This is a genomic window from Dawidia cretensis (assembly GCF_018598175.1).
GTDB classification, from domain to species: Bacteria; Bacteroidota; Bacteroidia; order Cytophagales; family Cyclobacteriaceae; genus Ohtaekwangia; species Ohtaekwangia cretensis.
This window is the reverse complement of the sequence record NZ_JAHESE010000004.1, coordinates 164,759-177,142: the sequence shown is the minus strand read 5'-3', so window position 1 is coordinate 177,142 and position 12,384 is coordinate 164,759. Positions and strand designations below refer to the sequence as shown.

The following is a 12,384-nucleotide window of genomic DNA, read 5'->3' as shown; positions in this document are numbered from 1 at the left end:
AGATGCGAATGATTAGAGTCTGAGATCGATGCCGATTTGAAAACCGCGCGGCTGTGGCGGTGTGCCCAGGTCGAGACCCGGTTCATTCTGGCTGCTGCTGGCGCTCGACTCGGGGTCCAGGCCGGTGTAGTCGGTCAACAGCCACAGGTTGGTGCCCACCGCATAGATGCGCAGTTTCTCCAGCTTCAGCCGCTCCGTGATCGACGCGGGCAGCGTGTAACCCAGCGTGAGGGAACGCAGCCGCAGGTACGAACCGTCTTCCAACCATCGACTTCCACCATCGCGGTAGTTGTTGACGTTCGTAACCTGCGGTCGCGGCACATCGGTGATGTCACCCGGCTGCTGCCACCGCGCCAGATTGCTGGCAAAGATCACACGACTTGCGTCGCGCGCTCCACCACCCTCTCCAAAGAACTTATTGAGATTGTATACCTTGTTGCCATAGGAGAACGCAAAGAACGCGTTCAGGTCAAAGCCTTTATACGTCACTTCGTTGGTAATGCCGCCGAAGTATTTCGGCCAGATACTGCCGATCAGCTGCCGGTCGTCTACAGTAATACCCGCCTTGCCGTCTACATCCTGGTATACAACGTCACCGGTTTGCGGATCAACATAGTCTTGTTTGTATACCCAGAACGAATACAGCGGCGAGCCTTCCTTTTGTAAGATCAGGTCGCGGCTGCCAAACCGCAGCGGCGTCTCCAGCTTTTCAATATTATTGACGTTACGCGAAACGTTCAACGACGTCGTCCACGTCAGGTCCGTCTTGCGCAGGTTCACGGTCGTGATACCGAGCTCGAAGCCGCGGTTGCTCACCTCGATGGCATTATCCCAGATCGATGTAAAGCCGGTCTTCGAGGGAATGTTCCGCTTCAGCAGGCCGTCAGAAGTATATTTGTCATACGCGTTGAGCTCAAAGGTCAGGCGACGATCCAGCAATGCCAGGTCGAGGCCTACGTTCAGCTGGCGCGTTTCTTCCCACTTCAAATTCGGGTTGGCGAGCTGCGACGGCGCTATACCGGGGTTGCTGTTGTACGATGCACCCGCCGCCCACTGCCCTTGCCAGGCAAAGTCACCGATGTTCTGATTACCCGAAATACCAAAGCTTGCGCGGAGCTTCAGGTCGGAGATCGTCTCCACGTCTTGCAGGAAGCCTTCTTCCTTGATACGCCATGCCGCTCCTACCGAAGGGAAATAACCCCACCGGTTGTTCGCTCCAAAACGTGACGAGCCATCGGCCCGGAAGCTCACGTCCAACAGGTATTTGTCGGCGTAGTTATAATCCAGGCGGGTAAAGAACGATACCAGCGTGCTCTTGGTCCAGCTCTGCGCGCCTTTCACAGTAGCCGCTTGCGAAATGAGTTTCACGGAGTTGTTGGCAAAGCCCGACCCTTCCGCATAGGTACGCGTCGTGGCATCGCTCTGCAGCGTGTTCCCTACCAGTATACCAACAGTATGTGCGTTGCCAAACGTATGGCGGTACGTCAGTACCTGCTCGTTCAGCAACGTCGTGTTTTGACTTATGCCGGACGTAGCCAGACCGGTCTTGCCGCCTACCGTAGTAAACGTGTTCCAGTATTCAGATTCTTCGTAGTTGTTGTAGTCGGCACCAAAGCTGGTCCGGAATTTCAGCTCCGGCAGCAGCTCAGCCTCTACAAACAGGTTACCGACGTAGCGCAGGCTGCGTGAGCTCACATCGTAGTTGTCCAGCAGCAGCGTCAGGTTGTCAAAGTTGCCACCGGCCACCAGCACGCCGTTGGCATCGTACGGTGAAATATAGGTGGGCGTATGCAGCGCCGACTGTAGTAGGCCACCTTGCGGACCGTCACCGGCACGGGCCTGGTTGCGGTATGTGCGCGTAAAGGTGTTGCTCAGTCCTACCAGCACGTTGTCGTTCACACGCTGGTCGAGGTTTACTTTAAAGCTGGCGCGCTCGAACGTGATGGGGCGAATGATTGCCTCCTGCTCATTAAACCCGGCGCCGATATAATACTTGGTTGTCTTCGTACCGCCGGAAAGTGACAGATCGTAGTTCTGCAGGTGAGCGGTACGAAACAGTTCGCTCAAGCGGTCGTAGGTCTTTTGATCTCCGGGCAAGCCGCGCGCTGCCGGCGTGTCGCCCGGGCGATCGTCGAGCGCCCGGAAAGGCACTGTTTTATACTTGGCCATGTCGGCCGTGTTGCCCGCCGCTTCTGCGTCTTTATAGGCGTTGATATAAAATTCGTTCACCAGCTGCGCGTGCTCGGGGCCTGTGGTCAAATCCCACAGCTTCGCCGCCCTGGCCCAACCATGCGAGGCATTGAAGTTGATCGTTGGCTTTTGCTCATAGTTGCCACGTTTGGTGGTAACAACGATCACGCCGTTCGCGGCACGTGAACCATACAACGCCGTAGCCGATGCGTCCTTTAATACTTCCACGCTTTCAATGTCGGCTGGATTGATATCCGAAATGGGCGATGTAGCCTTACCACCGGTGTTAATCTTCTGAAGGCTGTTGCTGTTGACAAATACGCCATCGACAATGTACAGCGGGTCGACATCGGCATTAATCGAGGTCACCCCGCGGATGCGTACGTTCACGGCTTCACCCGGCACGCCGGTATTGCTGGAAATCTGTACGCCCGAGATCTTGCCTTGCAGCTGCGCGTCAAAGCTGCCGGCGGGAATAGCTTTCGTCGCGGCCGGGTCTACCTTGGCAATAGAGCCCACCAGGTCCTTGCGCTCGCGGGTATCATAGCCCACGATCACGATCTCCGACAGCGTGTTGATGTCCGTCTTCAAGGCTACTGTCAATGCGGTGCGGCTATTTACGGCCACCTCGGTCGTCGTATAACCGATGCTTGAAAAAACCAGCGTGGCCGACGCGGGTGCAGAAATAGTATAGGAACCGGCAGCGTCGGTAATGGCACCGGTGTTCGATCCTTTCACGACGATGTTTACGCCGGGTATACCGTCTGGCGTATCGTCGGCAGTTACTTTACCGCTGATGGTAATATTGCCGTCTTGTCCATAGCCGGGCACAGCCAGCAGGGCGCCGGCAGCCAGCAGCACAGCATATACATGCCGGGTAAGGTGGTAAAAAGCGGTACGTGTTTGTAAAATAGAATTCATGCGGTAGAGTTGAAACTTGGATGTAATGGTCCAGCGGGGCATGGCAATGCCAGAGCACGATTACATCAGGGTGGGAAAGACCACAAAATGAGGTCTTTAGCGTCTCAACTAAATTGACTACCTTAGCCTGATGATCTTGCTATACTTCCTGTATGTGCCGGGTCAGATATGGGGAGAAAGGAGATTCTAAACTTTTCCAGAGCGATGAATCCCTCTTTCCCCTTTATCTAAACTCCTTTCTGAGCTGCTGCTACCAGTTTAATGTCGAGTGTAAATTCGTTTTCAATGGCTTTGTCGCCCAGGTTCTCAAAAAAGTTGGTCGACCGGTAGCGAATGTCATACTTCGTACGGTCCACCACGATCTTGGCCGTGGCCGTCAGCTTCTTGCCGTCTTTCACGATGGACGCCGGAAACTCAATGTCATTCGTAATGCCTTTGATCGTCAGCTTGCCTTTTACCAGGTACGTGGTACCCGCCTGTGGCGTAGCCGATGACAATACAAAACTGGCTTTCGGAAAAGCATTCACCGAGAAGAAGTCTTCACCTTTCAAGTGTCCTACCAGCTTGGCATTCGACTGCGCATCGGTAATATCCGTCACGGTAATCGACGCCAGGTCGATATCAAAGCTACCGCGTTTCAGCGCCTTGCCTTCCAGCGCCAGCTCGCCTGCCCCTACCTTTACGGCGCCCGTATGCGACCCGGTCACTTTCTTAGCCGTCCACACCAGGGTACTGGCTTGCGTGTCTACTACAAATTTTTCTTCCGCGGGCTTTTCCAAAAAAGCCGACAGTGCCAGCAGCCCCAGGATCCAGCACAGTGGCGAAGCGATTGTTTTTAATTTCATAGCGGTTAGCGTTTGAATAGGTTCTTTATATAGTGCTGTGACTACATGATGATTCACAGCGTATGCGGCAAAGGTATTATAATTTTTCTTTCACACACCATAAGTCTATAGAAGAGATAGATAATTTAATTATAAAAGGTCGGATCGGAGGTCAAAGGGTTGCTTTCGCCATCTCAAAAGCACACAGACACGGTGTTTTCAGGCCGGAATCGACCATCTTTTAGAAATACAGTAAATTACTTGACACATTATGTAGTTAATTACGTAATTGGTTACGTAATTTATCTACCATGGAATTCTACAATAAAACCGGCAAAATGGCTTTGGGGAGCCGCCTTCGCCGGCTCAGTGAAATGATCACCGAAGAAGCGGCCGACGTCTATAGATTGTATAATATCGAGATGCAGCCCAAGTGGTTTCCGGTATTCTATGCCCTATCCGAAGGCGGCCCGCGCACGATCACCGAGATCGCCCAGGAGATCGGTCACTCCCACCCTTCCGTCAGCAAGATCGTCCAGGAAATGGTGCAGCAGGGCTACGTAAAAGAAAAGAAGGGCAAGGACGATGGCCGCAAAAACTTCATTACGCTGTCGCCGCAAGGCCAGCAGATTCAAGAGAAGATCCAGGCCCAGTATGACGATGTAAATGCCGCGGTCGAGAAAGCGCTGGAAGAAACACAGCATAATTTATGGAAGGCCTTAGAGGAGTGGGAATTCCTGCTCGCCCAAAAGAGCCTGCTCCGCCGCGTACAGGAAGCGCGGCACACACGCGAAGGCAACCGCGTCACGATCGTCGATTATACCCCACAGTATCAGCAAGCGTTCCGAAAATTAAACGAGCAGTGGATCACGACGTATTTCAAAATGGAAGAGACCGACTATAAGTCGCTCGACCATCCACAAGAATATATACTCGATAAAGGTGGTCACATCTTCATCGCGCTCTATGCCGATGCACCGGTGGGCGCCTGTGCACTCATTCCCATGGACGCCACTACCTTCGAGCTCGCCAAGATGGCCGTAGCGCCAGAGATGCAAGGCCGTCACATCGGCTGGCTGCTAGGACAAACCGTATTTGAAAAAGCCCGCGCGCTGGGGGCAACTAAACTATACCTGGAGAGCAACACCATTCTCAAACCGGCCATTCAGCTATACCATAAGCTGGGCTTTAAAAAGATTACGGGCGTGCCGTCGCCGTATGAGCGGTGTAATATTCAAATGGAGGCAGTGTTGTAGCATACTTTTTATTCCATGGCACTCAATTCGAACGCATATTTCTGATAGCTAATGAAGCCACGGCTAGGTTCATTCTCGACCCACGCTTTCTCCTGGTGGCTAATCTCTACAATCTGTTTAGTATTGAACTTGCCAAATTTCCGCACAACGGCCTCCAGCGTCTCCAGTTCTCCCTTAGCAAAAAGGGAGCTATCAAATTTCTCGACAGCGCAAATAGCCTCTCCATAATTGCCGTCATTAAATTCAATAAGTTCAATGTTTGCGAACTTATCGTCATTTAACTTTATATAAAGCTTCTCGTACTCAGAGGGTACAGGTCCTAAAGGGATGGCCCGGTAGGTAATACCACTTATAGAATATCCTGAACGTTTATAGTGCAAAAAGTCGCTATAGAATAAAAGCTTATTCAATTTCGTCTTCCACAGACGATTGACATGTTCCGAAAAGAACGCGATGATCATGGCAATACGCTCGAGAGAAGGCTTACGGAAGCCTGTATATTCTGTTGGCCTGGCGTTGTTGAAAATATGTTCCGTAAATAGATCATCCCAGGGATTTTCCAGCCTCCCTTTAATCAGTTTATCCACACGATGCGTAAATCGCTCATGTTCTTTGTCCCCTATTATTGTCTTACTGGCATCCAGAAATTTCTTAAATTCCTCAGGGTCTTTAGCTGCCAGTATCAAACGTCCGCTAGCTACCGTGGGGATATCCCCTGCTTCATATTGCCGATAGCTGTTTGCACCAAAGCCCAATATCTCCGACATCTTTGCTGCGGAAATTTCATATTGCTCCCGAATCTCCCGAATTTCATCAGGAAACGGTACGCAATATTTCTCGCGATACTGGTTATACACCTGGCTTATATTGATTTCATCCAAATCAGTAGTAGTAAATTCTTCGCCGGTATCGTTACACTTATAGTAAAATTGAATAGCCGAAAACATGTCTTTCCGAAATTCAATGTTCTTTTTTTCATAGTGGAGAGTCGCCTCTCCATCTGTAAATGGACTTTTCATGATCATCATTTCTTAAATCTGTATTCAATAGCTCTTTCGGCACAATGAAATGAAATACAAATAACCGGTTTACCCATGGCCCCCATGGTAATCTTAATGTATACTTCTTCTTCTTTGAAGTTTACCCCAAACTCCCATAGGTCGGGGCCGCTGTCATAATCTTTCGTCGGTCCCCAGTAATAATTTTCAGCGGTTAGTTCTTTCAGTATCTTATCCCGGGTTCTCGGCATAATTTCCAACGCAAGAAGCGCCTGCTTGTTTTTCTCCCTATCTAGATAGATTACCGTGAATATTTCCATTTTGGTTTTAAACGCCCTCAAAAAGGCGTCGACTTCAGATAACGTTGTCATAGCGTTGTACGATTACTGGTAACTTGACACCTCAAATATACAAAACCGCACCAATTAATTGAACATCATTCAATAATTTTTTAATTATTCAACTAATTAGTTAATATAATATTATGAATCAAGGATTTGGATCGATGTCGGCAGCGGCTGGCGCCTATAAAAAAAATAGCAGGTTGAACATTCGTCCAATCTGCTATACTTTTCCCAGCAGAAAATGTTCCACGGGCTATTAATTCCTTTATTGCGCCCTACAACAACACAATCTGCCCGTAATGATACGCCTGATGCGACGTCCTGTTCAGCAATACATTCAGCTTATTCCGGTGCGGCTCCTTGGCAAAGTCTTCTGCTGATACCGAAGTATGCTTACCCAGCCACTCTTCCGGTGTCAGGTTGCGCAGCGCCGGTGTGAGCTTGGCATTGACGTCATGCCAGCACTGGCGTAATTCTGCCGTTGTTGGGATGGGTACAGTGCGATCCGGTGTGCGAATGAACAGGTCTTGTAGTGGAGGATGGACTTTTTCGCCAAGGCCGAACAAGGGAAAGAAGTTGTCGTTGACGGCTGTCAGGTGTCCCAGGATGTATACGCCGCGGTTGCGGCCGGGAGCGATTTCGGACTCCAGTTGTTGGTCGGTCAGTTTTTCGAGGTGCTTGTCGAAGCGTTCCAGTTGTGTTTCCCAGGCACTTAAGGCCAGGTTGATGATGAAGCGTGTGTCTGTAGCGGTGGTTTCCATACAAAATGATTTTCACGGTCAACACCTGCCGGCAGGCTAAAGTTCGACGGTGTCGAAAATCCTGTATCAGACTGGTATATATACCTGGAACACAGCGCCCTGACCCGGCACACTCTGTGCTTCGATAAACCCTTCGTGGTTCTCGGCAATGCGGCGGCAGATTGCCAGCCCTACCCCCGTGCCTTCATACCGGTCGCGGTGGTGCAGCCGTTGAAAGATGTCAAATATCTTTTTGCGGAATTCCGGTTCGAAGCCTATGCCATTGTCGGCCACCGCGATGCAGTGGTATTGCCGGGTAACATCCCCTTCGGCAAAGGGCATCAGCGAGCCGGGCACCAGCGTGGCGCGAATTTCAATACGCGGCGGCTCCTGAGGCTTGGAAAATTTCAGGGCGTTGCTGACCAGGTTCACCAGCAACTGGTGCAGCTGGAAGGGTATACCTCTGATCACCGGCAAGTCGTCGTACGCTACGGTGGCCTGCTTCTCTTCGATGCGATCTGCCAGTTCGTCTACCACCTGCGTTACCGCAGCCTGCAGGTTAATCTCCTCCAGTGTGCGCTCGGACGTGCTGGTGCGCGAATAGCTCAGCAGGTCTTCAATCAGCGCCTGCATGCGCTCGGCAGAGCGCTGTATCCGCTGGAAGTGATCGCGTCCTTTTGCCGACAGCCGGTCATAGTCGAGCTCCAGGATGCGCGACGAGAAGGCCCTGATCTTGCGCAGAGGCTCCTGCAAGTCGTGGCTCGATACGTAGGCAAACGACGACAGCTCCTGGTTCATCTTCTCCAGCTCTTCGTTCTTGCGTTGGATGGCGTCCTGTGCCTTCTTTCGCTCGCTCAGGTCACGCGTAACTTTTGAAAAACCGATCACGCGGCCGTCGTCGTCGTGCAGCGTTGTGATCAGGATACTGCCCCAGAACATCGTGCCATCCTTCCGCACACGATAGCCTTCGTGCGTTGCTTTGCCTTCCAGTACCGCTTGCTGTAGAAGGCGGCCAGGCAACTTCTGCTCCTGGTCTGTCGGGGTATAAAACATCCGGAAGCTCCGCCCGATAGCTTCCTCGGCGGTATAGCCTTTGATCTTTTCAGCACCCTTATTCCAGTTCTCGATAATTCCTTCGGGGCTCAATAAAAGAATAGCGTAGTCCTCGACTTCTTCAATCATGCGATGATACCGCGCTTCGCTGGTTTTCAGCTCTTGGTTCCGCATCGAAAGCTCGCGCGTACGCTCTGCTACGAGGCGTTCCAGGCCTCGCTGAAAGGCCATGTTCTCGAGCGGCGGCCGGTGGCCGGTAATATCTTGCGTAAAGCAGCGCGTATGTACAAACTTGCCGTTCTCCCATAAAACGCTGGAGCTGATCAATACGTCTCGAATCGATCCGTCCCGGTGCACCATCGCTGCCTCGTATTGCTGCAACACGTCGTTCTCCGCCAGGCGGCGTAGTATCTCGGTCGCACCCTCCTGTGTGGCGTGAAACTCGCCGATATGGCGACCGATGTATTCATCGGCGCGATAGCCCAGCATATCGAGCTCGGCCTGGTTCGCCCAAATAATGATACCTTCCGCGTTTACCCAATGCAGCCCAACGGGCGCTGTATCGACATAATCTTGTAAATGGCGCTCCCGCTGACGGCGATGCGACACATCCTGGATGACGAGCGTATAGCCTTTTACTTCGTGCTGTTCATGCACATCGGCCGTAACAAAAACTTCCACCGGGCTATACGTGCCATTCCGCCGTAGGCGATAGGGAAACGCCTCTCCTGTTTGACCCGTAGCCATCACGGTAAACCGAACGCGGTCGAAAAACTGGTCACCAAAAATGACTGACAGCGGCTCCCCGCTCGTAACCTTATACTCCTGACCGATCCATGCGTTGAAGGCGTTGTTCGAGAATTGAAAACGAAACTCCCGGTCGACATACATGACCGGAAAAGGGATCGCGTTAAGAAAGTCTGTTTGAATAACTACCATAGCGAAAGAGTAAAAATACGCTTTCACACTAATATGCCCCGCAAGGAGCATGAGGTTTTATTTCCCCACGACAAAGTCTTCCAACGATCCGTGCAGCTGGAAATCCAACTGCAAAATTCCGTGCAATAACGATTTCAGATTGTTGAAGTTATGGGGCTTTTTCATAAACAATCTTGCCCCCAGGCGATACGCCTTTTCAACAATATCAGGTTGCCCGGACGTGGACCACATCACCACGGGCAGCCGGATAAATTGCTCGTCGCGTTTGATTTCGGCTAAACAGTCCATCCCATTTTTGATCGGCATGTTGACATCGAGAAATACAAGATCGGGTGGGCGCGTGGCCTGTCGCAATTTGTTTAATAAATCTGCACCATCGGCTACACACACAATTGACAGCGCAACGCCGAGCTCCGCAATGGCGTCTTCAAACAACATGCAGTCATCCGTATCATCATCGACCAGCCAAATAGTATGTAGGGGCATAGGGTGCGTTGTCACGCAATATAGTTTTTCTATTTGCCAACACCCAGAAAAACATGATAGCCGGTCACGCAGTGATCGCTATACCATGCAGGCAATTTATGTCACTTGCAGGTTGGCTTTTAGCACTACGCGACCAAAATCCTTCATAAATTCCTCCTGGCAGCGATTGACATTGTGCAGAATAATATGATCACAGCCTACACTTTGATATTCGTTGATCCGCGCCTGGAAGAACGCCACGTCGTTGGAGATCGGCAGCTGCCGGCGGAGGTCCTCGCGGGTCACGGCCTGGCCGGCGACGTCGAAATCAGAAACGTATTGCAGCGTGGCCAGCATCTCGCGCGGCAGCACGTTGTTTCGCCATTGGTCGTACGCCTCGTCTTCCGCCACGGCCTGGTCACGCGCGTACGACAACTGAAACTTCAGGTATATAGGTTTGCCGGCACCGCCGTTGTCACGGAATGCCTGGACGATCTTGCCCACCGCGGCGGGATCATGTCCGGTCGTGAGCAGACCGTCAGCCCACCGGCCGTGAAGCGCCGCCGTCTCAGGCGACAACGCCGCGCCGAGCAACCCGGGCGGCGTGCCGGGCAGGGAGTACAGCTTAGCCTTATGCGTGACGAAATGCCCTTCATGCGATACCTCTTCTCCGGTAAACAACCTGCGGATAATGGTGGCGGCCTCCAGCAGGCGTTCGTTCCGTGTCTGTTTATCCGGCCAGCTACTACCCGTAATCACTTCATTCAGCGCTTCGCCACTGCCCAGCGTTACCCACAGCCGCCGCGGAAACATTTGCTGCAACGTGGCACACGCCTGCGCAATAAGCGTGGGATGATACCGGGGGCCGGGCGCGCAAATCATCCCGAAGGGTACATGCGTCGCCTGCATGGCCGCGCCCAGCCAGGCAAATGAAAAACCGCTTTGCCCCTGCCGTTCGCTCCAGGGATGAAAATGATCGGAAGAATGTATAGCCTCAAAGCCGGCACGTTCCGCCAGTTTGGCAAACCGCAGCAAATCGCGCGGCGAAAATTGTTCATGCGATGCGTGGTATGCAATCATCTTTTAGTGGATACTATGGTTAACGAACAAAGCGACAATATTGAACAGCTTCCGGCACCTCGATGTCGAGGTAGTCGCGTACGGCCAGAGCTTCACTTTTCCACAGGTAACGAAATTCAGATTGATGTTCGAGCTGCTTCTCTTTTAGAAAAAAAACCTTCACCACATCTTGTACAGAGCGCCCTTTGTAATCGCTGGGCGCCGCCAGATAAGAAACCAGGTCTTTATCTTCCAGGTCACCGAGCACGTCACGCAAAAAGTCCGGGTCATGTGTTTCCAACAGCTTATCCCGCCGTTCGGCATAGTCGCATTTTCCGGCCAGTATATGTTGCAACGGGTAGTGCGCATGAATGCGCGCGGCAATCGCCTGACCAAAGGGAATCGGTTCTTGTATCTCAAACATCCCATACTTCTTTTTACCGCCGGAAGCCCGCTCGAATGTGCGTCGCAATTCGTCGGAACATGTGAGCGACGTACTCAGGTTGAGAAAACCATGCGAGAAATCTTTTTCGTCGGCGTGTGTTGGGTTCGTCACAATCAGCCCCTTCCCCTCCTGCCGGTCTTCCACTTCTACATTCAGCTTATGATCGGGCTTTCGTTCCGCGCGGTATATACGAAGGCTGTTGAGCCGTAACCGTCCCGTGTCGAAGAACAGGTCGATAAATTCCTGTGTCGTATACCGATAGAGACAGAGCGTTTTCAGCTTGTCTTCCGACAAGCAATAATACACAGGCTGCGGTAAGGCGTGTACACTTTGTAACACCCTGTTGTTGCTTCTTGCACTCATAGACTCCTCTAACGTTGGCATCGGTCACGTGCTCGAAAAGACTATGCCAGCCACATGCCTGACGTCTGCGGGTTTATACGGAAATTATTCTCCGGTTTCGCTGTCCGGCGCATCGACGGGCTTGGACTCCGGCGAGCCGTGTTGCCGCAAGAAGATCGACAGCACCACGATCGAGATCACGGCCACAAATTCGCTTTGCCAGTTTTGAAACGACTCGAACCAGAACCTCGTCTTTCCCATATACTCGGAAAAGCTTGCCACCGGCTTTGCCTGCAGCACCTGTTCTTCATTAAAGTTCTTTAAGCTGCCGTAAGCATGCAACGCAAAGCTTATCAAAAACAGCAGTGCAAACGCCAGCGAAAGCGAATGTTTATAAAACGCTAAATAAATCCCGCCTTTACGCACCGGCCACGGCGCATCTTTGCGCGTCGGATCCGGCTCGCGATCCACTTCTTCCTCCTCATCCAGAGGCTTGGACTCACTGGAGCCCTGCTGCCGCAAAAAGATCGTGAGTATAACATACATCGCCATCTGTAAAAATTCACTCTCCCAGTTTTCAAAGGTCACCTGATAAAAGTGGCCTGTGAGCAGATATTGCGACAAATGCACCGGCGCGGCACCATATTCCTTCAGCTCTTCGTTATGTTCGTTCCAACCTGTAAAGATTTGTCCGGCAATGCAGGCGAAGAAAAATACGATCAGTACGATCGTTAAACTATTGCGGTAAAAGAATGAATGTTTTTTCATGTTCTGACACTATTCCCAAAAGGACTAAAACCATGCCGTG

General features: G+C 51.7%; 11 protein-coding genes. 1 reads left to right on the top strand and 10 read right to left on the bottom strand.

What is annotated here, in order from left to right; translation table 11 throughout:
* Nucleotides 1-12 precede the first annotated feature (12 nt).
* Both KK062_RS07070 and KK062_RS07065 read right to left on the bottom strand, forming a co-directional pair.
* Nucleotides 13-3,111 (bottom strand): SusC/RagA family TonB-linked outer membrane protein, encoded by a 3,099-nt coding sequence (locus tag KK062_RS07070; RefSeq protein ID WP_254083565.1) that lies wholly within the window; start codon nt 3,109-3,111, stop codon nt 13-15.
* 227 nt (nt 3,112-3,338) lie between these two features.
* On the bottom strand, nt 3,339-3,956 hold the full coding sequence (locus KK062_RS07065) for a YceI family protein (RefSeq protein WP_254083564.1): 618 nt from the start codon (nt 3,954-3,956) through the stop codon (nt 3,339-3,341).
* A gap of 317 nt (nt 3,957-4,273) precedes the next feature.
* Between KK062_RS07065 and KK062_RS07060 the strand changes: the two genes are divergently transcribed.
* Nucleotides 4,274-5,191, top strand: a complete 918-nt coding sequence (locus tag KK062_RS07060) for a bifunctional helix-turn-helix transcriptional regulator/GNAT family N-acetyltransferase (protein ID WP_254083563.1) — start codon at nt 4,274-4,276, stop codon at nt 5,189-5,191.
* Nucleotides 5,192-5,199: 8 nt separating this feature from the next.
* Here KK062_RS07060 and KK062_RS07055 read toward each other — a convergent pair whose 3' ends face one another.
* The 8 genes from KK062_RS07055 to KK062_RS07020 form a co-directional block, all read right to left on the bottom strand.
* Entirely contained in the window at nt 5,200-6,210 is a 1,011-nt protein-coding gene (locus KK062_RS07055; RefSeq protein ID WP_254083562.1) for a type II toxin-antitoxin system antitoxin SocA domain-containing protein, read from the bottom strand.
* A gap of 5 nt (nt 6,211-6,215) precedes the next feature.
* Nucleotides 6,216-6,560, bottom strand: coding sequence for a hypothetical protein (locus KK062_RS07050; RefSeq protein WP_254083561.1), 345 nt, complete (start codon nt 6,558-6,560; stop codon nt 6,216-6,218).
* Nucleotides 6,561-6,808: 248 nt separating this feature from the next.
* Nucleotides 6,809-7,294, bottom strand: coding sequence for a DinB family protein (locus tag KK062_RS07045; RefSeq protein ID WP_254083560.1), 486 nt, complete (start codon nt 7,292-7,294; stop codon nt 6,809-6,811).
* 66 nt (nt 7,295-7,360) lie between these two features.
* Entirely contained in the window at nt 7,361-9,265 is a 1,905-nt protein-coding gene (locus KK062_RS07040; RefSeq protein ID WP_254083559.1) for a PAS domain-containing sensor histidine kinase, read from the bottom strand.
* A 57-nt stretch (nt 9,266-9,322) separates the two neighbouring features.
* A complete protein-coding gene (locus KK062_RS07035) occupies nt 9,323-9,751 on the bottom strand; it encodes a response regulator (RefSeq protein WP_254083558.1) in 429 nt (142 codons plus the stop codon).
* Between the two features lie 96 nt (nt 9,752-9,847).
* The gene (locus tag KK062_RS07030; RefSeq protein ID WP_254083557.1) at nt 9,848-10,810 is read right to left on the bottom strand and encodes a TIGR03885 family FMN-dependent LLM class oxidoreductase; all 963 of its coding nucleotides are present in this window, start codon (nt 10,808-10,810) and stop codon (nt 9,848-9,850) included.
* A 19-nt stretch (nt 10,811-10,829) separates the two neighbouring features.
* Nucleotides 10,830-11,597 (bottom strand): hypothetical protein, encoded by a 768-nt coding sequence (locus KK062_RS07025; RefSeq protein WP_254083556.1) that lies wholly within the window; start codon nt 11,595-11,597, stop codon nt 10,830-10,832.
* Between the two features lie 84 nt (nt 11,598-11,681).
* Nucleotides 11,682-12,344 (bottom strand): DUF6766 family protein, encoded by a 663-nt coding sequence (locus KK062_RS07020; protein WP_254083555.1) that lies wholly within the window; start codon nt 12,342-12,344, stop codon nt 11,682-11,684.
* Nucleotides 12,345-12,384 lie beyond the last annotated feature (40 nt).